At 74.7% G+C, this 21,358-nt stretch carries 20 protein-coding genes; 17 read left to right on the top strand and 3 right to left on the bottom strand.

Annotation, left to right across the window (positions count from 1 at the left end; all coding sequences use genetic code 11):
* The first annotated feature begins 8 nt into the window (after window positions 1-8).
* The 6 genes from O2V63_RS00930 to O2V63_RS00905 are packed head-to-tail and all read left to right on the top strand — an operon-like array spanning window position 9 to window position 7,995.
* Window positions 9-1,517, top strand: coding sequence for a pyridoxal phosphate-dependent decarboxylase family protein (locus tag O2V63_RS00930; RefSeq protein ID WP_269165700.1), 1,509 nt, complete (start codon window positions 9-11; stop codon window positions 1,515-1,517).
* A complete protein-coding gene (locus O2V63_RS00925; protein ID WP_269165699.1) occupies window positions 1,514-2,875 on the top strand; it encodes a lysine N(6)-hydroxylase/L-ornithine N(5)-oxygenase family protein in 1,362 nt (453 codons plus the stop codon). The genes O2V63_RS00930 and O2V63_RS00925 overlap by 4 nt, the downstream gene beginning before the upstream one ends.
* On the top strand, window positions 2,872-3,465 hold the full coding sequence (locus O2V63_RS00920) for a GNAT family N-acetyltransferase (protein WP_269165698.1): 594 nt from the start codon (window positions 2,872-2,874) through the stop codon (window positions 3,463-3,465). The genes O2V63_RS00925 and O2V63_RS00920 overlap by 4 nt, the downstream gene beginning before the upstream one ends.
* The gene (locus O2V63_RS00915) at window positions 3,462-5,303 is read left to right on the top strand and encodes an IucA/IucC family protein (RefSeq protein ID WP_269165697.1); all 1,842 of its coding nucleotides are present in this window, start codon (window positions 3,462-3,464) and stop codon (window positions 5,301-5,303) included. The genes O2V63_RS00920 and O2V63_RS00915 overlap by 4 nt, the downstream gene beginning before the upstream one ends.
* Window positions 5,300-7,426, top strand: a complete 2,127-nt coding sequence (locus O2V63_RS00910) for a penicillin acylase family protein (RefSeq protein ID WP_269165696.1) — start codon at window positions 5,300-5,302, stop codon at window positions 7,424-7,426. The genes O2V63_RS00915 and O2V63_RS00910 overlap by 4 nt, the downstream gene beginning before the upstream one ends.
* Window positions 7,423-7,995 (top strand): GNAT family N-acetyltransferase, encoded by a 573-nt coding sequence (locus tag O2V63_RS00905; RefSeq protein ID WP_269165695.1) that lies wholly within the window; start codon window positions 7,423-7,425, stop codon window positions 7,993-7,995. Before O2V63_RS00910 ends, O2V63_RS00905 begins: the two co-directional genes overlap by 4 nt.
* A gap of 307 nt (window positions 7,996-8,302) precedes the next feature.
* On the opposite strand, the gene O2V63_RS00900 is transcribed toward O2V63_RS00905, so the two are convergent.
* Together O2V63_RS00900 and O2V63_RS00895 are read right to left on the bottom strand one after the other, a co-directional pair.
* On the bottom strand, window positions 8,303-8,728 hold the full coding sequence (locus O2V63_RS00900) for a VanZ family protein (protein WP_269165694.1): 426 nt from the start codon (window positions 8,726-8,728) through the stop codon (window positions 8,303-8,305).
* An 11-nt stretch (window positions 8,729-8,739) separates the two neighbouring features.
* On the bottom strand, window positions 8,740-9,234 hold the full coding sequence (locus O2V63_RS00895; protein ID WP_269165693.1) for an FKBP-type peptidyl-prolyl cis-trans isomerase: 495 nt from the start codon (window positions 9,232-9,234) through the stop codon (window positions 8,740-8,742).
* 228 nt (window positions 9,235-9,462) lie between these two features.
* Here O2V63_RS00895 and O2V63_RS00890 point away from each other — a divergent pair, with 228 nt between their 5' ends.
* The 6 genes from O2V63_RS00890 to O2V63_RS00865 all read left to right on the top strand — a co-directional run bounded on the left by O2V63_RS00890 (window position 9,463) and on the right by O2V63_RS00865 (window position 16,209).
* Window positions 9,463-10,080 (top strand): hypothetical protein, encoded by a 618-nt coding sequence (locus O2V63_RS00890; protein WP_269165692.1) that lies wholly within the window; start codon window positions 9,463-9,465, stop codon window positions 10,078-10,080.
* Window positions 10,077-11,825, top strand: coding sequence for an ABC transporter ATP-binding protein (locus O2V63_RS00885; protein WP_269165691.1), 1,749 nt, complete (start codon window positions 10,077-10,079; stop codon window positions 11,823-11,825). The genes O2V63_RS00890 and O2V63_RS00885 overlap by 4 nt, the downstream gene beginning before the upstream one ends.
* Window positions 11,825-12,586, top strand: a complete 762-nt coding sequence (locus O2V63_RS00880) for an energy-coupling factor transporter transmembrane component T family protein (RefSeq protein WP_269165690.1) — start codon at window positions 11,825-11,827, stop codon at window positions 12,584-12,586. The genes O2V63_RS00885 and O2V63_RS00880 overlap by 1 nt, the downstream gene beginning before the upstream one ends.
* A gap of 145 nt (window positions 12,587-12,731) precedes the next feature.
* The gene (locus tag O2V63_RS00875) at window positions 12,732-13,169 is read left to right on the top strand and encodes a universal stress protein (RefSeq protein WP_269161394.1); all 438 of its coding nucleotides are present in this window, start codon (window positions 12,732-12,734) and stop codon (window positions 13,167-13,169) included.
* Window positions 13,169-14,764, top strand: a complete 1,596-nt coding sequence (locus O2V63_RS00870; RefSeq protein ID WP_269165689.1) for an alanine/glycine:cation symporter family protein — start codon at window positions 13,169-13,171, stop codon at window positions 14,762-14,764. Before O2V63_RS00875 ends, O2V63_RS00870 begins: the two co-directional genes overlap by 1 nt.
* An 83-nt stretch (window positions 14,765-14,847) precedes the next feature.
* A complete protein-coding gene (locus tag O2V63_RS00865; protein ID WP_269165688.1) occupies window positions 14,848-16,209 on the top strand; it encodes an MFS transporter in 1,362 nt (453 codons plus the stop codon).
* Between the two features lie 48 nt (window positions 16,210-16,257).
* On the opposite strand, the gene O2V63_RS00860 is transcribed toward O2V63_RS00865, so the two are convergent.
* The gene (locus O2V63_RS00860; protein WP_269161388.1) at window positions 16,258-16,587 is read right to left on the bottom strand and encodes a tetratricopeptide repeat protein; all 330 of its coding nucleotides are present in this window, start codon (window positions 16,585-16,587) and stop codon (window positions 16,258-16,260) included.
* A gap of 214 nt (window positions 16,588-16,801) precedes the next feature.
* On the opposite strand from O2V63_RS00860, the gene O2V63_RS00855 reads away from it, so the two are divergent.
* From O2V63_RS00855 to O2V63_RS00835, 5 genes are all read left to right on the top strand, one after another.
* Window positions 16,802-17,434: a DUF4383 domain-containing protein gene (locus O2V63_RS00855; protein WP_269165687.1), complete on the top strand. Its 633-nt coding sequence runs from the start codon at window positions 16,802-16,804 to the stop codon at window positions 17,432-17,434.
* Window positions 17,435-17,500: 66 nt separating this feature from the next.
* Window positions 17,501-18,703 carry a precorrin-3B synthase gene (locus O2V63_RS00850; protein ID WP_269165686.1) on the top strand — a complete coding sequence of 401 codons (1,203 nt, stop codon included), beginning with the start codon at window positions 17,501-17,503 and terminating at the stop codon, window positions 18,701-18,703.
* Window positions 18,703-19,323 carry a precorrin-8X methylmutase gene (locus tag O2V63_RS00845; RefSeq protein WP_269165685.1) on the top strand — a complete coding sequence of 207 codons (621 nt, stop codon included), beginning with the start codon at window positions 18,703-18,705 and terminating at the stop codon, window positions 19,321-19,323. The genes O2V63_RS00850 and O2V63_RS00845 overlap by 1 nt, the downstream gene beginning before the upstream one ends.
* Window positions 19,320-20,849, top strand: a complete 1,530-nt coding sequence (locus tag O2V63_RS00840; RefSeq protein ID WP_269165684.1) for a precorrin-2 C(20)-methyltransferase — start codon at window positions 19,320-19,322, stop codon at window positions 20,847-20,849. The genes O2V63_RS00845 and O2V63_RS00840 overlap by 4 nt, the downstream gene beginning before the upstream one ends.
* Window positions 20,850-20,892: 43 nt before the next feature.
* On the top strand, window positions 20,893-21,297 hold the full coding sequence (locus tag O2V63_RS00835; protein WP_269165683.1) for a VOC family protein: 405 nt from the start codon (window positions 20,893-20,895) through the stop codon (window positions 21,295-21,297).
* The last annotated feature ends 61 nt before the right edge of the window (window positions 21,298-21,358 follow it).

Raw genomic sequence — 21,358 nt, 5'->3', positions numbered from 1 at the left:
GCTCGTTCGTGACGGAGCACACGCCGACCGCACACCTGTTCTCGGGGTCGACGGTCGACCACTACGCCGCGGTCGTCACCGCCGCGCTCGGCGCGCTCACCGACCGCGTGCGGGTGGTCCGCCGCCCCCGGTCGGGGGTGCCGCAGCAGGACCTCGAGGAGCTCGTGGCCGGCGTCGACCTCGAGGTCCCTCTCGGGGACACGTTCTCCGCCCTCAAGGAGACCTCCCGGCTCTACCTCGAGCACGCAGTGTGGTTCCACGAGCCCGGCTACGTGGCCCACCTCAACTGCCCGGTCGCGATCCCGGCCCTGGCGGCCGACCTGCTCGCCTCCGCGGTCAACACCTCGGTCGACACCTACGACCAGTCGACGACGGCCACCCTCATCGAGCGCCGGCTGGTCACCTGGGCCGCCGGCCGCGCGGGCCTGGGCCCCGACGCGGACGGCGTGTTCACCAGCGGCGGCACCCAGTCCAACCTGCACGCGCTGCTGCTGGCCCGCGACGAGGCGCTCGCCGCGCTGCCGGGCGGCGTGCTGCCCCCGGGTGCGCGGCTGCGGGTGCTGGCCACCGACCAGGCCCACTTCAGCGTCGGCAAGGCCGCACGCCTGCTCGGGCTCGGCACCGACGCGGTGGTGACGGTGCCGACCGACGAGGGGCACCGGATGGACCCCGCCGCGCTGCGTCAGGTCGCCGCCCGCGTCCGGGACGCCGGCGACGTCGTCATGGCGGTGTCCGTCACCGCCGGCACCACCGACCTCGGCCGGATCGACCCGCTCCCCGCGGTGGCCGACGTCTGCGCGGAGATCGGCGCGTGGTTGCACGTCGACGCCGCGTACGGAGGTGGGCTGCTGGTGTCCCGCCGCCGGCGGCACCTGCTCGACGGCATCGAGCGCGCCGACTCGGTGACCGTGGACTTCCACAAGACCTTCTTCCAGCCGGTGGCGTCCTCGGCGGTGCTGGTGCGCGACGCCGCCACGCTGCGGCACGTCACCCACCACGCCGCCTACCTCAACCCGCGCGGCGGGCGGGCGCCGAACCAGGTCGACCGGAGCCTGCAGACCACCCGGCGCTTCGACGCGCTCAAGCTGTGGGTGACGCTGCGCGCCATGGGGGCCGACGAGATCGGCGAGGCCTTCGACACCTGCCTGGACCTGGCCGTGCAGGTCCACGAGGACCTGTGCGCCGCCCCGGACATCGAGGTGCACAGCGCACCGTCGCTGAGCACCGTCCTGTTCCGGCACCGGCCCATCGGCCCCGACGGCCCGCTCGACCCGGCCGCCGCCGACCGGCTCGTCGCCGGCATCCGTGAGCGGCTGTTCGACGAGGGGGAGGCGGTCGTCGCCCGCACCGTCGTCGACGGCCGACCGTGGCTGAAGCTGACCCTGCTGAACCCGGCGACCACCCGGGCGGACGTCCGCGCGGTGGTCGACCTGGTCCGGGCGGCCGGCGAGGACCTGGTCGCGGAGTCCGCGGTGGCCCCTGCGCTGGTGCTGGCCGGCGGGCAGGCCCCGGCATGAGCACCGACCGCGTGCACGACTTCGTCGCCGTCGGCATCGGGCCGTTCAACCTCGGCCTGGCCGCGCTCACCGCCCCGGTGCCCGACCTGTCCGGCGTCTTCCTCGACGAGCACGAGGAGTTCTCCTGGCACCCCGGGATGATGATCGAGGGCACCACCCTCCAGGTCCCCTTCCTCGCCGACCTGGTGACCATGGCCGACCCGACGTCGCCGTACTCGTTCCTGGCGCACCTCAAGGCGACCGGCCGGCTCTACCCCTTCTACATCCGCGAGGACTTCCACCCGCTGCGCGCGGAGTACGACGCCTACTGCCGCTGGGTCGCCGAGCGGGTGCCCGGGCTGCGGTGGGGCCGGCGCGTCGAGCGGGTCGAGCACGACGCCGCCGCGGGCGTCTACCGGGTGCACGCCCGCGACGTCCGCTCCGAGGAGACGGAGGTGCACCTGGGCCGGCGGCTGGTCCTCGGCGTCGGGACGGCGCCGTGGGTCCCGGAGCCGGTGCGGGAGCTCCCCGGCCCGGCCTGGCACAGCTCGGCCTACCTGGAGCACAAGGAGGAGCTGCAGACGCTCGGGCACGTGACGGTCGTGGGCAGCGGGCAGAGCGCCGCGGAGGTGTACCTGGACCTGCTCACCGACGCCGACCGGCTCGGGTACCGCGTCGACTGGCTCACCCGCTCGCCCCGGTTCTTCCCCATGGAGTACACGAAGCTGACCCTGGAGATGACCTCGCCGGAGTACGCCCGCTACCACCACGCCCTGCCGATGGGGCGCCGCGACGCCCTCGCCCGCGAGCAGCGCCACCTCTACAAGGGCATCAGCGGCACGCTCGTGGACGCCATCTACGACACCCTCTACCGCACCGGCCGACGCGGCGCGGTGCCCTCGTCGCTGCACACCGGCGTCGAGGTGGTCGGCGCCCGCTGGGACGCCGAGCAGCGGCGCTACGAGCTGCGGCTGCACCACGCCGAGCAGGAGCGCACGGTCACCCGCCCGACCCAGGGGCTGGTCCTGGCGACCGGCTACCGGTCCCGGGTGCCGGCGTTCCTCGACCCGGTGCGTGACCGGATCCGATGGGACGCGCGGGGCCGGTACGACGTGGCGCTGGACTACGCGGTCGACACCACCGGCCGGGAGGTCTTCGTGCAGAACGCCGAGGAGCACACCCACAGCCTCACCGCACCGGACCTGGGCATGGGCCCCTACCGGAACTCGGTGATCGTCAACGCGATGTGCGGCCGGGAGGTCTACCCGGTCGAGCAGCACATCGCCTACCAGGAGTTCGGGGTCGAGCTCGAGGACGCCGGCGCCGCGAACGCACTGCCGGACGAGGCGGGACTGACGGCGTCGGGGGCCGCCCGGTGAGCGCGACCCCGGCAACCCCGACCTGGTCGGTCCGCACGACCGTCGGGGTGCTGACGCTGGAACCGCTGGACGTCGACCGCGACCTGGACCTGCTGCACTCCTGGGTCACCCACCCGCGCTCGGTCTACTGGCTGATGCAGGACGCCGAGCCGGCAGCGGTGCGCACCGCCTACGCCGCGATCACCGCCGACCCGCACCACGACGCGTGGCTGGGCCGGGTCGACGGTGCCCCGGCGTTCCTCGCCGAGACCTACGACCCCCGCCACCGGGAGCTGGTCGGCGTGTGGGCGGCCGAGCCCGGCGACGTCGGGATGCACGTCCTCGTCGCGCCGCCCGCGGAGGGCGCCCCACCCGTCCGCGGGCTGACCTCGGCGGTGATGGCGGCGGTCGTGCGCTTCGCCCTGGACCGCCCGGGCGCGCGCCGGGTGGTCGTGGAGCCGGACGCGCGCAACGCGGCGATCCGGGCGAAGAACCAGGCGGCGGGCTTCGTCGAGCACGGCCTGGTCGACCTGGGGCACAAGACGGCTGCGTTGAGCACGTGCACCCCGGCGTCCTTCGCGGCGAGCGAGCTGGGCCGGGTGCTGGCATGACCGCGCCGACGACCGAGCGCACCGGGCCGGTGGCGGACGAGACCGACCTGGGCGCCGCCCACCTCGAGCCGGTGGCGATGGCCCGGGCGCACCGGCACGTGGTCACCAAGGCGCTGTCGGAGTTCGGCCACGAGCGACTCGTCACGCCCGAGGCGGACGGCGGGCCGGCCGATGCCCTGGGGCGGACCTGGTGGTCGCTGCGCACCGCCGCGGGCGTCCGGTACCGGTTCGCCGCGCGGGTGCTGCCGCTGGAGCACTGGGACGTGGACCCGGCGTCGGTGTCCCGCACCGTCGACGGCGTCGATGCACCGCTGGACGCGCTGGCGCTGGTCGACGAACTGCAGCACGACCTCGGGATCCCCGACCAGCTGCTGGGCACCTACCTGGAGGAGGTCAGCGCGACCCTCGCCGGGGCGGCGTGGAAACTGCACCACCGCCGCACCGACGCCCGCGAGCTGGCCCGCGCCGACCTGCAGACCGTCGAGCGGTCGATGACCGAGGGGCACCCGGCGTTCGTGGCCAACAACGGGCGCATCGGCTTCGGGCTGGCCGACGCCGCCGCCTACGCCCCCGAGTCCGGGGCCCCGGTCCGGCTGGTCTGGCTGGCGGCGCGCCGCGAGCACACCCACCTCGCCTGCGGCGACGGCGTCGACGAGCAGCAGCTCTACGCCGGGCAGCTCGGCGAGGAACTGCTCGCGCGCTTCGCCGGCCGGCTGCGGTCGCTGGGGTTGGACCCGGCCGACTTCATCTACCTGCCGGTGCACCCCTGGCAGTGGGACCACCGGCTGGCGGTCACCTTCGCCGCCGACGTCGGCCGGCGCGACCTCGTGCCGGTGGGGCACAGCGAGGACCGGTACCAGGCCCAGCAGTCGATCCGGACGTTCTTCGACCTCGACCGCCCCGACCGGCACTACGTCAAGACGGCGCTGGCGATCCAGAACATGGGCTTCCTGCGCGGGCTCTCACCGGCCTACATGCGGGCGACCCCGGCGATCAACGACTGGGTCGCCGAGGTCGTCACCGACGACCCCGAGCTCGTGGCCAGCGGGTTCGGCGTGCTGCGCGAGCTGGCCTCGGTCGGCTACACCGGCGACGCCTACCACCGGATGGCCGCCCGCGGGCTGCGCTCGCCGTACCAGCGGATGGTCGCGGCGCTGTGGCGGGAGAGCCCGGTGCCGCGGCTGGCACCGGACGAGCGGGCGATGACCATGGCGGCGCTGCTGCACCGGGACGCCGAGGGCCGCTCGCTGGTGGGCGGTCTCGTCACCGACTCGGGCCTGGACCCGCGCACCTGGCTGCGGCGCTACCTCGACGCCTACCTCCGCCCGGTCGTGCACTGCCTGCTCGCCCAGGACCTCGCCTTCATGCCGCACGGAGAGAACGTCATCCTCGTGCTGCGCGACTCGGTCCCGACCCGGGTCCTGATGAAGGACGTCGGGGAGGAGGTCGCCGTCTTCGGGGACAGGCCGCTGCCCCCGGGCGTCGAGCGGGTGCGCGTGGCCTACGACGACGACGTGCGCCTGCTGTCGGTCTTCACCGACGTCTTCGACGGGTTCCTGCGCTACCTCGCCGGCGTGCTGGACGCCGACGGGCTGCTGCCCGCCGACGAGGTCTGGCGCTGCGTCGCCGACTGCCTGCTGGCGCACCGGGACGCCCACCCCGACCTGCACCGGCGCTTCGACCTCTTCACCCCGGAGTTCCAGCACTCCTGCCTGAACCGGCTGCAGCTGCGGAACACGCTCCAGATGGTCGACCTGGCCGACCAGGCGTCCTCCCTCCAGTACGCCGGCACGCTGGCCAACCCGGTCGCGCCGCACGCACCGGCCCCGCACCGGTGACCGCCCCGGCCGGGGTGACCCGGGACCCGTGGGGCGTGCCGACGGTGCGGGCCGGGTCGCTCGACGACCTCGCCTGGGCGCAGGGGCGGGTCACCGCCGTCGACCGCGCGTGGCAGCTGGAGGTCGAGCGCTGGCGCAGCGAGGCGACGCTGGCCGCGCACGTCGGCGCGGCCGGGCTGTCCTGGGACGACTTCGCGGCCCGGGCCCGGCTCGACGACACCGCCCGCCGCTGCCACGACTCGCTGGACCCGGCGACCCGGCGGTGGGTGGCCGCCTACGTGGCGGGCGTGCGCGAGGGCCTGGCCGAGGGCGCCGCACGGTCACCCGAGCTGCAGGCGCTCGGCCTGCCCCGCGGCGGGCACGGCGGCTGGCAGCCGTGGACCCCGCTGGGGGTCTTCCTGGTCCACCACGTCCTGTTCGGGTCCCTGGGGACGACGGTCTGGCGGGGCCACCTGCTGCGCTCGTTCGGGCCCCGGCTCGGGCCCGACCTCGCCACCGCGCTCGGCCTGGGCCCACCCGACGGCAGCAACGCGGTCGCGGTGACCGGCTCCCGGACGGCGTCCGGGCTGCCCCTGGTCGCCGGCGACCCGCACCGGGTGCTGGAGCGACCCGGCGTGTACCAGCAGGTGCACCTGGTGGTGGACGGGCCCGAGGCCCTCGACGTGGTCGGGCTCGCCTTCCCCGGTGTCCCCGGCGTCGCCCACTTCGGCCACACCGGCACGGTGGCCTGGGCGGTGACCAACGCGATGGCCGTCCACCAGGACCTCTACCGGGAGCGGCTGCGCCGGGACGGCGACCGGCTGCAGGCCCTCGGGCCGGACGGCTGGGAGCCGGCCGAGGCGGCGACGGTCCAGCTGGCCGTCCGCGACGGCGAGCCGGTGACCGTGGAGACCGTGGAGACCGCGCGGGGGCCGGTCGTCGTCCCGTCCTGGGCCGCCGACGACGGCGCCGAGGAGCCCGAGGCGCTGAGCCTGCGCGCACCCAGCCGGGTCGACGCCGCGCTGGGGTTCGAGGCGCTGCCGCTGCTGCTGCGCGCCCGGACCGCCGGGGACGTCGAGGCCGCGCTCGCGTCGTGGGTCGAGCCGGTGAACAGCGTCCTGGTCGCCGACACCGCCGGTGACGTGCGCCAGCTGGTCGCCGGCCGGGTCCCCGACCGGGCGGCCGTCAACCGCTGGCACCCCGTGCCGGCGTGGGACCGCGCGCATGCGTGGCGCGGGACCCACCCGCCCGCAGCGGGTCTCCGCGTCTCCGACGCCGCGCCGTGGGACGGCGTGGCGGTCACCGCCAACGACGCGCGCCCGGACGTCGCCCCGTACGGCACGGTCTTCGCCCCACCGCACCGCGCCGCCCGCCTCCGCACGCTCATCGGCGACCGCACCGGCCTGCGCGCCGACGACCTCGCCGAGCTGCTCGTCGACACCGTCTCCTCCCCCGCCACCGGACTGCTCGACGTCCTCCGGCTGGTGCCGGCTCCGGAGGCCTGCACCCCCGCCGCCCGGCTGCGCACGGAGCTGCTGTCCTGGGACCGCCGGATGGCCGCCGACAGCCACGGCGCCGGGGCCTTCGCCGCCTGGCGGAGCGCCGTGGTGCGGCGCGTCCTGGACCTCCCGCTGCTCGCCCCCCTGCACAGCCCGGCCGGGGTGCCCGAGGTGCTGGCCCCGTGGCTGTCCCCCGTGGAGCGGGTCGGGTCGGCGCTGGCGCGACTGCTCGACGTCCTCCCCCGCCATGGCGTCGACGTCGACGCGCTCGTCCACGGCGCACTCGCCGACGCCGCGAGCGCGCCCGCGCCGGCCTGGGGGACGACGCACCGGCTGCGGACGGTGCACTCCCTCGACGGCACGCCCTGGGCGGAGACCGTCGACCGGCCCGCCGACGGGCTGCCGCTGGACGGCGACACCGACTGCGTCCTCGCGACCGCGAGCCTGCCCGGGCTCACCGACCTGTGCCTGCGTGGACCGGTGGCCCGCTACGTCTGGGACCTCGCCGACCGCGACGCCAGCCGCTGGGTGGTCCCGCTGGGCGCCGACGGTGTCCCCGGCCCGCACGCCGAGGACCAGACCCCGCTCTGGGCCCGTGGCTCTCTCGTCCCCGTCCCATCCGCCCGACCGGAGGAGACCCCGTGACCGATGCCCGCCTCGCCGAGGGCACCCACCCCTTCGGGGACGGCCGCACCCTCGAGGTGCGCCGGCTCGACCCCGACCGCGACGCCCCGCTCGTGCACTCCTGGGTGCGGCAGGAGCGGGCCCGGTTCTGGGGGATGACCGACCACACCGAGGAGCAGGTGCGCGAGATCTACGCCTACGTCGACTCGCTGGACACCCACCACGCCTGGCTGGTGTCGGTCGAGGGCCGCCCCGTCGGGCTGCTGCAGACCTACCAGCCGGCCGCCGACCCGGTGAGCGAGGTGTACGCCGTCGAACCCGGCGACCTCGGGATCCACGTGCTGCTGGCCCCCGCGGAGTCCCCGGAGCGGGGGTTCACCCTCCGGCTCGCCGCCGCGCTCGGTGCGGTCGCGCTCGCCGACCCGACCGTGCGGCGCGTCGTCGTCGAGCCCGACGCCGCGAACGACGGCGCCCTGGAGCGGCTGCGCCGGACGGGCTTCGAGCTCGGTCCCGAGGTGGAGCTGCCGACCAAGCGCGCGCGGCTGGCGTTCCTTCGCCGGGAGGTCCTCGAGGCGATGCTGGCCGCGTGACGGTCGAGGCCGTGCTCGCGTCGCCGCCGCAGGTGGCTGCCGGTGATCCGCGGATCGAGCGACACTCGCGGAGAGCATCGCGCTCATCGAGCACGGCGTGCCGGAGGTCCCGCCCCGGCTGAGCCGACGCCGGCGGTTCGTCCCGTTGGCGGTGGACGTCGAGGGAGACATCGCCGGCACGCTCTACAACTGGTCACCCTGCGGGTGGACCAGCGCACCCGGCTCCCCGAGTGGTACCGCTAGCCGACGGCACCGTGCAGCGGGCGCGCTCGGTGAGGCAGCTGGCGTGGTGCTGCCGACCCACCGGTCAGCGGCGGCGGGTGATCAGCCAGTGCAGCCCGACGCCGATCGCGGCGCCGGTGCTGTTCGTGCCGATGTCGACCAGGGAGGGGTAGCGCGCCGGGAGGAACAGCGCCTGGCTGAGCTCGACGGCGGCCGAGCCGGCCACGCACGCCAGCCAGACCGCCCACCGGGGCCAGCGGGGCAGCGACCAGCACAGCAGCAGCGCGAGCGGGACGAACAGCAGCACGTTCCCGCCGCGCTCCACCAGCGGGGAGGCCACCGACCAGGGGAGGTCGGTGACCTCCCGCACCGCCCTCGTGATCGGGCCGGAGAACCGGCCCATCGGGGTGGGCCGCAGCGTCACGAAGGCGCCGACGGCCAGGTAGCCGGCGAGCAGGCCGCGGGCCCACCACCGTCCCGGGCCGGGAGGGTGGTGGGGCCCGGCGGCCACTGTTCCCAGGGTCAGTCGACCGAGACGAGGTCGACGACGAACACCAGGTCCGCGTCGACGGGGATGCCCGCCGGGGGCTGGTCGGCGTAGGCGAGGTCGCTGGGGATGGTGATGACCCGCCGGCCGCCGACCTGCATCCCCTCGATCCCCTGCTCGAAGCCGGGGATCACCCGGCCGGCGCCGAGGGGCACCGGCAGGGTCTCGTCCTCGCCCCGGTCCCAGGAGGCGTCGAACTCCTCGCCGGTCTCGTAGAAGGCACCGACGTACTTGACCTGCGCGGTCGCCCCCTCGACGGCCTCCTCGCCGTCCCCGACCACCACGTCGCCGACGACGAGCTCCTCCGGGGCGGGCTCGTCGGAGGCCGGCACGTCCGGCGCCTCGCTCAGGTCACTGGTGATCTCGGCCGCGAGGCCGGTGCCTTCCTCCTCGTCTCCGCCGCCACAGGCCACCAGCGAGCCGGCGACGACGAACGCGAGCAGAGCACCGGTGGGCGAGCGACGGGGCACGGGGTCTCCTGACCAGTGGCCGGGGCGGCGGATCCGCCCGCGGGACAGGAGACGAGCCTCGACGGCGCCGGTCCCCCACGGCGCGACCATCGTAGGTCGGGCGCGGGCGGGGCGGTCACCGAGCGCGGCTCGGGCCTGTTCGCGGAGGCGTCACCCGCGATGCCTGCGCCGTTCACCCGGCCCGCCGGACCCTGGAACGGCACCCAACCGACCTCGAGGTGGTGACCGGTGGACCCCGTGGACTCCTCCCGGATGACGATCGTCGCAGTGCTCTGCGCGACGACCTTCTTCCTGGCCCTGACCCTGCTCGAAGCGGTGCCGGAGATCCCGGTCGACATCGACGCCAAACCGTTCTTCATCCCGGTGGCCCTGGCCGCGCTCGTGCCGCTGGGCCGGCCGGTGTTCGCGGTGGCGATCGGCGCGATGGGCGGGGAGTTCCTGCGCGACATGCTCGAGGGCTACGAGATCGACGACGTCATCGGCGCCTTCGGCTACGTCGTCGCCTTCGTCGCGGCGGGCTACCTGGTCGGCGACCGGCCGCTGAGCAAGGTCCGGCTGACCGTCGCGGCCCTGGTGGCCGGCGCGCTGCACGCGGTGATCGAGGCCTCGTCGCTGGTGCTGTTCGACTCCGAGCTGCTGAGCATCGCGGTCTACAGCGCCATCGGGAACACCCTGGCCGACGGCCTGCTGCTCGGCGTCTTCCCGCTGCTGGGCCTGGTGCCGCTGCTGTACGGACGGATCGACCGCTACCTGGGCTTCGAACCGCGCGGCCTGGCCCGGCACGCCGACCTGGTGCCCCAGGTCCCCCGGGCCCGGCTGGAGCCGATGGAGGAGACGACCCGATGAGCATCCGCGTCCAGGACCTCACCTTCCACTACCCGGCCAGCGACCTGCCCGCGCTCGACGGGGTCTCGCTGCACATCGCCCACGGCGAGGTGGTCGGGCTCGTCGGCCCACCCGGTGCCGGCAAGACCACGCTGTGCCTGGCCCTGGCCGGCCTGGTGCCCGGGGTCACCGGTGGCCGACTGACCGGCGAGGTCCACGTCGACGGCGAGGACGGCGACAGCGAGGAGGCCGGCGGCGCGCCGGCCGGAATCGTCTTCGAGGACCCGGGTGGCCAGCTCACCCAGCTCCGGGTGCTGTCGGAGGTGGCCGATCCGCTGCGCACCCGCGGCCTCACCCCCGCCGACGCCGAGGCCGAGGCCCGCCGGCTGCTGGACCGGGTCGGCCTGCCCGGCGAGGAGGTCGCCCAGCGCTGGGTCTGGGAGCTCTCCGAGGGCCAGCAGGTCCTCCTCGCACTGGCCGCCACGCTCGCCACCCGCCCGGAGGTACTGGTCCTGGACACCGTGATGGGCCACCTGGACCCCACCCACCGCGCGGAGTTGCTGCGGGTGGTCCGGGAGGAGTCCGGCCGGCGCACCGTCGTCCTCGTCGAGCAGGACGCCGGCGTGCTGATCGACCTGGCCGCCCGGCTGATCGTGCTGGTCGACGGCGCCGTGGCGGCCGACGGCCCGCTCGCCGAACTGCTGGCCGACGACGACGTCCTGGCCCTCGCGGACCTGGACGCACCGCTCGCGCTGCGGGCCGCCCGCCGCCTGGACCTCGCGGAGAGGCCGCTCACCACGGAGGACTTCATCGACGTGCTGCGCCGGACCCGGGTGCCCCGTGTCCCGCCGTCGCCGGACCGCGGCGCCGCGCCGCCGACGCCACCGTGGGCCGGGGAGCCGGCACGGATCCAGGTGCAGGACGTCGACTTCGCCTACCCGGACCGCTCGCCGGCCCTCCGGGGGATCAGCCTCCAGGTGCGACCGGGAGAGGTGCACGCGGTCATGGGCCCGACCGGTGCCGGCAAGAGCACGCTGGTCCGGCTGCTGGCCGGGCTGCTGCGCCCGGTCGCCGGCACCGTGGTGGTCGACGACCAGGACACCCGCGAGGTGCACCCGGCCGACCTGGCGCTGCGGGTGGCCACCCTGCCCCAGGGTGCCGCCCAGACCCTCTCCCGCCGCCGGGTGCGGGACGAGATCGCCCTCTCGCTGCGCCGGCGCAAGCGGACCGGGGAGCTGGACGCCCGGGTGGAGATCGCCCGCAAGCTGGTCGGCCTGCCCGCCGACCTGCTCGACGCCGACCCGATCCTGCTGCCCAGCGCGCACCGGCGGCTGGTGGCGCTCGCCGCCGCGCTCGTCGTCGAGCCCGCCGTCGTCGTCCTCGACGCACCGTTCTCCGGACTCGGACCGGAGGCCCGGCACCGGCTGGTCGCGACGGTCCGGGAGCTTCGCCGCCGCGGCACCGCCGTGCTGCTCACCGAGCACGACGTGGACTCCGTCGCCGAGGTGGCCGACACCGTCACCGTCCTCGACCACGGGGCGGTCGCGCTCCAGGGGCCGGTCCGGGAGGTGTTCGGCACCCGCCACCACGAACAGCTGACCCTGCGCCGCCTGGAGCTGCCGCAGGTCGGCGTGCTGGCCCGGTCGGTGGGGCTGGAGGCGTACACGCTCGACGACCTGGTCGCCGCGTTCTCCGCCGCGCGAGCGGATGGTGGCCCGCCGAACGGCAGCGTCCCCGCGTCCGCCGTCCTGGGGAGGGACTCCTGATGGCCGCACAGGTGCCCGTGCTCTACGTCAACCGCGACACGGTCGTCGACCGGCGGGACCCGCGGGTGAAGATGCTCCTGCTGGTCCTGCTGTTCGTCTTCGTCTTCGTCGCGCCGAACCCGCAGTGGATGCTCGTGCCGGTGGTCGCCGGGCTGCTGACCGCGGTGCTCGCGCACACCCCGTGGCGCTGGCTCCTGGTGCTGTGGGCCATCCACATCCCCACGTTCGTCGCGCTCATCCTCATCGGCGGCTGGAGCTCGGTGACCGCCGGGGACTGGGGCGGGCTGGTCGACGCGGCCGGCGCCGAGCTGCGGCTCATCCTGGCCTGGACCGCCACGATCCTGGTCAGCGTCAGCCTGTTCTCCGCGATCGACCCCGACGACACCGCCCGGGGGCTGCGCGGAATCGGGCTGCCCGCCCAGGCCGCCTTCGCCGTGGGGCTGTCCTACCGGCTGCTGTACACGACGCTCACCGAAGCGATCCAGACCAGCGACCACCTGCGGCTGCGTGGCATCCGGCTGGAGGTGCGGCACCCGGTGCAGTTCGTCCGCGATGCCCTGCAGGTCTCCCTGCCGGTGCTGTTCGCCGTCGTGCGGCGCGGCCCCACACTGATGGCGACCATGCGGATGCGCGGCTTCGCCAGCGACCCACAGCTCGGCCGCCCGAGTGCCGCCGACGTCGTCCTGCTCGCCGTCGCCATCGGTGTCCTGGTCGCTGCGGGCCTGGCCCGCTGGGGACCGCTGTCGGAGCTGCTGACCTGATCCGGACACACTGTCCGGGGACACGAGGAGGCACCGGCCGGAGCCAGACGGTGACCTGATCGGCAGGATCCGCCGCTTGGGATGGCCAGACGCCCGCGGGGCCACTAGCTTTCCGGCAACGTCCGCGACGGCAGGGGGTCACCCAATGTCCGCATCGATCATCGTGGGGCTCGACGGGAGCGAGGCGAGCGGACGTGCAGCCGATGCTGCGGCCGACGCAGCGCGGAGACACGACCTGCGCCTGGTCCTGGCCTGCGTCGTCCCCTGGTCGCCCTACTCGTTCTCCACGGCGGAGGAGAACGAGCGCCGCACGATCGACAAGGAACGCGAGGCGAAGTCGGCCCGCGAGCGGGTCCTCGACCCGGCGCTCGCGCGGCTGTCCGCCGCCGGTGACCTGCAGATCGACGGCGTCGTCCGGCACGGGCACCCCGCCGAGACGCTGGTCTCCCTGGCCCGGGAGCACGACGCAGCCTGGATCACCGTCGGTCGGATCGGGCAGAGCCGGGTCCGCACGCTGCTGTTCGGGTCCACCCCGAGCAGCCTCATCCAGCTCTCCCCCGTCCCCGTCCTGGTGGTGCCGTGATGACCCAGCTCGCTCTCTCCGACGTCCAGGCCGCCACGTTCGACGAGCAGGTCAACGACGTCTTCGCGCCGATCTCGGACTTCATCACCGGCATCGTCTTCGCCGCCGTCCCGCTGGACTTCATCGACGAGGGCGTCGAGCTGCCGCTCATCGTCGTCTGGCTGGTCGTCGCCGGGATCTTCTTCACCATCTACCTGAAGGGGTTCCAGTTCCGGGCCTTCGGCCATGCGATCCAGCTGATCAAGGGCAAGTACGACGACCCCGAGGACGCCGGTGAGGTGACCCACTTCCAGGCGCTGGCGACGGCCGTCTCCGGGACGGTGGGCCTCGGGAACATCGCCGGGGTCGCGGTGGCCATCTCCCTCGGCGGACCGGGGGCGACGTTCTGGATGATCATCGCCGGCCTCGTCGGCATGTGCACCAAGGGCGTCGAGTGCACCCTCGGCGTCAAGTACCGGCGGGTCTACCCCGACGGCCGGGTCTCCGGTGGCCCCATGTACTACCTGAGCCAGGGACTGAAGGAGAAGGGCAAGGGCACGCTGGGCAAGGTCCTCGCGGTCCTGTTCTGCATCTTCACCCTGGGCGGCGCCGTCGGTGGCGGGAACATGTTCCAGGCCAACCAGGCCTTCGCCCAGGCCCAGTCGGTGACCGGCGGCGCGGACGGCTGGCTCGGGTTCGGGGCCGCCGGCGCCGTCTTCGGCCTGGTGCTCGCGATCCTGGTCGGGGCGGTGATCATCGGCGGGATCCGGAGCATCGCCCGGGTCACCGACAAGCTCGTCCCGTTCATGGCCGTCTTCTACGTGCTGGCCTGCCTCGCCGTCCTGTTCTCGAACTTCACCGAGATCCCGAGCGCCCTGTGGGAGATCCTCCGGACGGCGTTCAGCCCCGAGGCCGGGTTCGGCGGCGTCGTCGGCGTGCTCATCCAGGGCTTCCGGCGGGCGGCGTTCAGCAACGAGGCCGGGTTGGGGTCGGCCGCGATCGCCCACTCCGCGGTGAAGACGAACGAGCCGGCGACCGAGGGGCACGTCGCCGTCCTGGAGCCCTTCGTCGACACCGTCGTGATCTGCACGATGACCGCGCTGGCCATCGTGATCACCGGCACCTGGGCTGACGAGGCCAGCGCCCCGGGGGTGGAGACCACCTCGGCCGCCTTCGAGACGGTCGCGGGCTGGTTCCCGATCGTGCTGGCGATCGCGGTCATCCTGTTCGCCTACTCCACGATGCTCGCCTGGAGCTACTACGGGCTGAAGGCGTCGACCTACCTGTTCGGCGAGTCGATGGTCGTGGACCGGACCTGGAAGCTGATCTTCTGCATCTTCGTCGTCATCGGGGCCTCCTCGACCCTCGACGCGGTGATCGGCTTCTCCGACAGCATGATCTTCCTGATGTCGCTGCCCAACATCATCGGGCTCTACATCCTGAGCCGGGTGGTGAAGCGGGAGCTGTTCGGCTACCGCGAGCGCTTGGCCGACGGGGCCCTCCTGCCGGTCGCCGAGCGGGGCATCACGCCCTCCCCGACGGGCGGCAGCACCGCCGCCACCACGGGCGTCGACGGCACCACCCCGAACCCGCCGCCCTCGGTCGAGGACCGCTGATCAGTCGCTCCGGCGGGTGCTCCCGAACTCGAGCACCCGCCGGAGCGACGAGCTCCGGGGCCCCGATCGAGGACGCGTGACCGATGACCGACACCGGGGCCCCGGTCGACACCTCGCTGCGGGCGGTCTTCGCCGGTCGCCGCGGGCGGCTGCTGTTCGCCCTGCTGCTGGCCGAGTTCGCCGCCGCCGTGCAGGGGATCGCCTACGCCACCGTCCTCCCGCTCGCCGCGCGCGAACTGGACGGCAGCCGGCTCTACGGCGCGACCCTCGCGGCCGGCACGCTGGTCTCCGTGCTGGTGCTCGCCACCGGCTCCGGGCTGACCGCCCGGCTCAGTCCACGGACCACCCTGCTGGTGGCGACCCTCCTCTACGTCGTCGGCGTCATCGTCTCGGCCACCGCACCGGCGATGGGCTGGCTGCTGGCCGGCAGTGCCGTCCGCGGGCTGGCCGCCGGACTGCTGGCCGCGTTCGGGCTCAGCGCCCTCGGCGGCCTGTTCGACGACGCGCTGCGCCCCCGGGTCATGGGGCTGTTCTCGCTGGTCTGGCTGCTGCCCTCACTGGCGGGCCCGCCACTGAACGCCGCGATCGCCGTCTGGACCGACTGGCGCTGGGCGATGGCCTGGCCGGCGGCGGTCGTCATCGTCGCCCGCGCGCTGATGGGCCGGGACGTCGACCTCATCCCGTGGCGCACCGGACGCCGCACGGTCGCCGTCGGCACCGGGCTGCTCGTGGTCGCCGGTCTGGTGCTGGCCACGCTGGCCAGCGGGAGCGGCCGCTGGGGCGTCCCACTGCTGGCCGGTGGCCTGGTCCTGGCCGCCGCCGGGAGCATCCGGGTGTTCGACCAGGCGACCGCTGGTGACCGCCCGCGCACCTGGGTGCTGATCTGCTTCACCGGCCTGGTGGTCGCCTTCTTCACCGCCGACGGGCTGGTGCCGCTCGCCGTCGTCGAGGGGCTGGACCGGAGTGTGGTAGCCGGAGCCGTCGCGATCGCGGCCGGGCTGGCCACGTGGTCCGTGGCCGGTGCACGACCACCGCGCCCGGGACGCCGTCCGGATCCGGCCACCCTCGGGATCGCCGTCCTCTGCCCGGCGCTGGCCGCCGTCGGCCTCACCCAGAGCGGACTGCTCTCCCCCACGCCCGCGCTGGCCCTGCTCATCGGCGCCTGGGCAGCGGGCGGTCTCGGCATGGGGCTGGCCTATCCGCGGTTGTCCGCGCAGGCCTTCGACGACCTGGCCTCCGACCGGGTGGCCGCGGTCGCCACCGCGGTCGCCTTCGCCGAGACCACCGCTGTGGTGATGGGTTCGCTGCTCGGCGCGGGCACGTACTCGCTGGGCACCAGCCTGGGCGCGGGCGTGCGGCCGTCGATCGGGGCTGCGCTGGCGCTGGCGGTCGTCGTCGCGGTGCTCACCCTGGCCGCGTCCCGGCGGCGCTCCGCCTCGTCCTGAGACGGAGCAGGGGCGCGTCCCTGATCGGGAACGCGCCCCCGGCGTACGTCAGGCGGCGCCGAGTGCGTCGGCGACCCGGTGGTGGACGGCGGCGTCGGCACCGCGGCTCTGCCGCTCCAGGGTCCGGGCCAGCGCGCGGCGGGCCCACCCGTTGGCCGGGGCCAGCTCCACCAGCCGGGCCAGCGCGTCCTCGGCGCGGCCGAGCTGGGCCGAACCGAAGCAACTGCGGGCCAGCAGCTCCAGCGCGGCCTGGTTGTCCGGCTCGGCGGCGACCACCGCCTCCAGGACGCGGGCGGCCTCCGCGGGCTGCCCCATCGCGAGGAACAGGTCCGCGCGCAGGTACTCCGAGTGCAGGTCGATCTCGTACGGCTGGGTCATGACGCTCCTTCCACCGGCCCGTAACAGCGGCGTCCCCACGGCTCTTCCCGGCGCGTCGTGCACGCGGCGCATCCGTCCGAGCCGTCACCGACGAAGCCCCGGTGTCTGGTCATCCACACGACGGAGGCAAACCATGGGCGTGCGCGAGAACCTGCGAGACCGTCGGCCGAACCGGTCAGACGACGCGAACCAGACCGACGAGGGTGGCGGGTCGGTGGTCCACACCGTGCAGCGCGTCGGCGCGGTGGTCGTGGCCCTGGTCCTGCTCGCCTTCGGCCTGCTCGGTTTCGCCGACGGGCTGGCCTACTTCTCCACCGACGGCGGCGAGGTGGCCGGCCTCTCCTCCAACGGCCTGCTCTCCACGATCTCGGTGGTCACCGCGCTGGTGCTGGTGGTCACCGCATTCCTCGGCCCCCGCGCCGCGTCGAACACGATGCTGGTCATCGGCACGCTCTTCCTCGTCTCGGCGCTGGCCAACCTGGCGGTCCTGGAGAGCGAGTTCAACCTGCTGGCGTTCTCGATGGCCAACGTCATCTTCTCCATCGGCGCCGGCCTGGTGCTGCTGACGCTGGGCGCCTACGGCCGGATCAGCGGCAACCTGCCGGCCGACAGCCCGTACCGGGAGGACACCGGCCCCGAGATGTCCTCCGAGGACACCGACCCGCAGCTCCCCCAGACCCCGGCGGAGGAGGCGGCCGAGCGGGACATGCGGCAGGCCGAGCTCGCCGTCGTGGAGCACCGCGCCACCGCCGAGCAGCAGCAGCGGGTCGACGCGATGGCGAAGGTGCGCACCCGGGCCGACCGGCGGCGGGTCTGGATGTCCTTCGACCGGACGTCGCTGACCTGATCCAGCAGGAGCGGGTCCGACGGCCCCGGTGCGCCGGGGTCGTCGGGAAGTAGCCTCGCGAGCGCCATGTCCTCATCCGGTGCCTCCGTCTCCCCTCCGCGCGACCGCGCCGACGCCTGCCCCGGCGCCCTGCAGACCCACGCCGCCGCCGACGGCGGGCTGGCCCGGGTCCGGGTGCCGGGCGGGGCGATCCGCGCGGTGCAGCTGCAGGCGCTGGCGGCGGCGGCCCGGGAGCTCGGCGACGGGCACCTGGAGCTGACCAGCCGCGGCAACCTGCAGCTGCGCGGCCTCCCTGCCGGCGCGGAGGTCGAGCTGGGCGACCGGCTGGCCGCCGTCGGGCTGCTGCCCAGCGCCACGCACGAGCGGGTGCGCAACGTGCTGGCCAGCACGCTGTCCGGGCGCACCGAGGGCGGGCACGTCGACGTCCGGCCGTGGATCGCCGCCTTCGACGCCGGCCTCTGCGCCGATCCGGCCCTGGCCGAGCTGCCCGGCCGCTTCCTGCTCACCCTGGACGACGGCCGGGGCGACGTCGCCGGTCTCGGTGGGGACGTCGGCCTGCTGGCCCTCTCCGCCGACACCGTGGCCCTGCTCCTCGGCGGCGTCGACTCCGGCCTGCGCTGCTCCCCGGCCGACGCGGTGGCGCTCGCCCTCGACGCTGCCCGCGCCTTCCTCACCGAGCGCACGGCCCAGGGCTCCACCGCCTGGCGCCTGACCGAGCTCACCGACGGTCCCACCCGCGTCGCCACCCGCTTGGCCCTCCCGGACCACCAAAATGGCCATCTTGGTGGTCCGGTGGAGGTGCCGGGGGCGGCGGTGGTGGGGCCGGTCGGGGCCGCGACGCAGGTGGACGGCCGGACGGCGCTGATCGGCGTCGTCCCGCTGGGCCGACTCAGCGCCGACCAGGCCGACCTGCTCGCCCGGCTGGCCGACGAAGTGCAGCTGACGCCGTGGCGCAGCGTCGTCGTGCCCGACCTGGCCGAGGACGCCGTGGACGACGCCGCCGTCGACCTGTTCCGCACCGGCATGGTGTTCGACGAGGCGAGCCCCTGGCTGCAGGTCACCACCTGTGCCGGCCGTCCGGGCTGCGCCAAGTCGCTGGCCGACGTCCGCGCCGACGCGGTCACCGCCGTCTCCACCCGGACGCTGCCCGCCGGCGGCGCCCGACAGCACTGGGCCGGCTGCGAGCGCCGCTGCGGCCGACCGCAGGGTGGGGTCGTCGACGTCGTCGCGACGCCGTCCGGCTACGAACTCTGGATCGAAGAGGACTGATGTACTCCTACGAGCACGACGGCGCCGAGATCTACCGGCAGTCCTTCGCCACCATCCGCGCCGAGGCCGACCTGTCGGGCCTGCCCGAGGACGTCGCCCAGGTCGCCGTCCGGATGATCCACGCCTGCGGGCAGGTCGACCTGGTGGCCGACGTGGCCTTCTCCCCCGACGTCGTCCGGGCCGGCCGCAAGGCGCTGGAGTCCGGCGCCCCGGTGCTGTGCGACGCCCAGATGGTCGCCTCCGGCGTGACCCGCAAGCGGCTGCCGGCGTTCAACGAGGTCGTCTGCACCCTCAACGACCCGCGCACCCCCGACCTCGCCCGGGAGATGGGAACCACCCGCACCGCGGCGGCGATGCACCTGTGGGGCGACCGGCTGGACGGCGCCGTCGTCGCGATCGGCAACGCCCCCACCGCGCTGTTCCACCTGCTGGAGATGGTCCGCGACGGCGCCCCGCGCCCGGCCGCGGTCATCGGCATCCCGGTGGGCTTCATCGGTGCCGTCGAGTCCAAGGAGGCGCTGGCCGCCTCGGACCTGGAGTTCCTCGCCGTCCGCGGCCGGCGCGGTGGCAGCGCCATCACCGCCGCCGCCGTCAACGCGATCGCGAGCACCGCCGAATGAGGGGCCAAAGTCGCGATTCTGGCCCCTCGACGGGGACGGGGCGGCTGTACGGGGTGGGGCTGGGGCCGGGCGACCCGGAGCTGGTGACGGTGAAGGCGGCCCGGCTGATCGGCGCGGCCGACGTGGTCGCCTTCCACGCCGCCCAGCACGGCCGATCGGTCGCCCGCGGGCTGGCCGCGCCGTACCTGCGCGAGGGCCAGGTCGAGGAGCTGCTGGTCTACCCGGTGACCACCGAGACCACCGCGCACCCCGGCGGCTACCAGGGGGCGATCGACGAGTTCTACGAGGCCGCCGCGGCCCGGCTGGCCGCGCACCTGGACGCCGGCCGGGACGTCGTCGTCCTCGCCGAGGGCGACCCGTTCTTCTACGGCTCGTACATGCACATGCACAAGCGGCTGGCGCACCGGTACCCGACCGAGGTGGTCCCGGGCGTGACCAGCGTCAGCGGCGCGGCCGCGGTGCTCGGCCGGCCGCTGGTGGAGCGGGACGAGGTGCTCACCGTGCTGCCCGGCACGCTGCCGTCCGACGAGCTCGCCGAGTGGCTGTCGACCACCGACTCCGCCGCGGTGATGAAGCTCGGCCGCACGTTCCGCAACGTCCGCGACGCCTTCGAGGCCGCCGGGGTGCTCGACCGCGCCTTCTACGTGGAGCGGGCGACGACCGCCCAGCAGCGCACCATGCCGCTGGCCGAGGTGGACCCCGACACCGTTCCCTACTTCTCCCTCGCGCTGCTGCCCAGCGAGCTGACCGGGCCGGTCCCGGGCCCGGAACAGGCCAGTGAGACCGAGGTGCGCACCGGCGAGGTGGTGGTGGTCGGCCTCGGCCCCGGGCAGCGCAGCTGGACGACGCCCGAGGCCGCCGAGGCGCTGGCCCGCGCCGACGACCTGGTCGGCTACGGCCCCTACCTGGACCGGGTGCCGGCCAACCCACGGCAGACCCGGCACCCCAGCGACAACCGGGTGGAGGCCGAGCGCGCCGCGCACGCCCTGGAGCTGGCCCGGTCCGGACGGCGCGTGGCCGTCGTATCCAGCGGCGACCCCGGCGTGTTCGCGATGGCCGCCGCGGTGCTCGAGGTGGCGGCGGACGACTTCCCCGACGTGGAGGTGCGGGTGCTGCCCGGGCTCACCGCGGCGCAGGCGGTCGCGTCGCGGGTGGGTGCGCCGCTCGGGCACGACTTCGCGATCCTCTCGCTGTCCGACGTCCTCAAGCCGTGGGACGTCGTGCTCGACCGGCTGCGCCACGCGGCCGCCGCCGACCTGGTGATCGCGCTGTACAACCCGCGCTCCAAGGCCCGGCCGCACCAGCTGGGCGAGGCGCACCAGGCGCTGCTGGAGGTCAGGAAGCCGGAGACCGTGGTCGTGATCGGCCGGGACGTCGGCGGCGCGGCGGAGTCGGTCACCGTGACCACCCTCGGTGAGTTCGACCCCGAGTCCGTCGACATGCGTTGCCTGGTGATGATCGGCTCCACCCAGACCCGGGTGACGCCGTCCGGCCAGGTCTTCACCAGCCGCCGCTACCCGGGCTGACGGAGGACCGACGAGTTCCGCCCGCTGGGGAGGTCCTCACGGCATGGACGATCAACGCGACGTGGGCGAGGTCCGGGACGACTCGATCCGGCTGAACTCGGTCACCCTCGACTGCCCGGACGCCGGCGCACTGGCCACCTTCTACGCCGAGATCACCGGCGGTGCGGTGGTCATGCGGCACGAGGGGTGGGCGCGGGTCGACGGTCCGGGCGGACGGATCGACTTCCAGACCGTGCCCGCGCACACCCCGCCGACCTGGCCGACCGGTCCGGTGCCGATGCAGTCACACCTGGACCTCCTGGTGACGGACCGGGACGCGGCCGAGGTCCGGGTGCTGGCGGCCGGTGCGGAGAAGTACGAGTTCCAGCCCAATGACGACCACTGCTCCGTGTACGCCGACCCGGCCGGTCACCCGTTCTGCCTGACCACCTGGGACGGCCCGCCGTGACGGGTCGGCCCGCCACCCCGGACGGCGAGCGCGTCGCGTGACGAGGGAGGGGCCGAAGTCG

Source organism: Modestobacter sp. VKM Ac-2977, from assembly GCF_026968045.1.
Classification (GTDB): domain Bacteria; phylum Actinomycetota; class Actinomycetes; order Mycobacteriales; family Geodermatophilaceae; genus Modestobacter.
The sequence above is the reverse complement of the archived record's forward strand: the minus strand, read 5'-3'. Positions and strand labels throughout refer to the sequence as shown.

Excerpts from the sequence above, each read along its gene's own strand:
- O2V63_RS00925 (WP_269165699.1), top strand. The coding sequence starts at position 1,514 with ATGAGCACCGACCGCGTGCACGACTTCGTCGCCGTCGGCATCGGGCCG.
- O2V63_RS00915 (WP_269165697.1), top strand. The coding sequence starts at position 3,462 with ATGACCGCGCCGACGACCGAGCGCACCGGGCCGGTGGCGGACGAGACC.
- O2V63_RS00885 (WP_269165691.1), top strand. The coding sequence starts at position 10,077 with ATGAGCATCCGCGTCCAGGACCTCACCTTCCACTACCCGGCCAGCGAC.
- O2V63_RS00880 (WP_269165690.1), top strand. The coding sequence starts at position 11,825 with ATGGCCGCACAGGTGCCCGTGCTCTACGTCAACCGCGACACGGTCGTC.
- O2V63_RS00875 (WP_269161394.1), top strand. The coding sequence starts at position 12,732 with ATGTCCGCATCGATCATCGTGGGGCTCGACGGGAGCGAGGCGAGCGGA.
- O2V63_RS00870 (WP_269165689.1), top strand. The coding sequence starts at position 13,169 with ATGACCCAGCTCGCTCTCTCCGACGTCCAGGCCGCCACGTTCGACGAG.
- O2V63_RS00865 (WP_269165688.1), top strand. The coding sequence starts at position 14,848 with ATGACCGACACCGGGGCCCCGGTCGACACCTCGCTGCGGGCGGTCTTC.
- O2V63_RS00860 (WP_269161388.1), bottom strand. The coding sequence starts at position 16,587 with ATGACCCAGCCGTACGAGATCGACCTGCACTCGGAGTACCTGCGCGCG.
- O2V63_RS00850 (WP_269165686.1), top strand. The coding sequence starts at position 17,501 with ATGTCCTCATCCGGTGCCTCCGTCTCCCCTCCGCGCGACCGCGCCGAC.
- O2V63_RS00845 (WP_269165685.1), top strand. The coding sequence starts at position 18,703 with ATGTACTCCTACGAGCACGACGGCGCCGAGATCTACCGGCAGTCCTTC.
- O2V63_RS00840 (WP_269165684.1), top strand. The coding sequence starts at position 19,320 with ATGAGGGGCCAAAGTCGCGATTCTGGCCCCTCGACGGGGACGGGGCGG.
- O2V63_RS00835 (WP_269165683.1), top strand. The coding sequence starts at position 20,893 with ATGGACGATCAACGCGACGTGGGCGAGGTCCGGGACGACTCGATCCGG.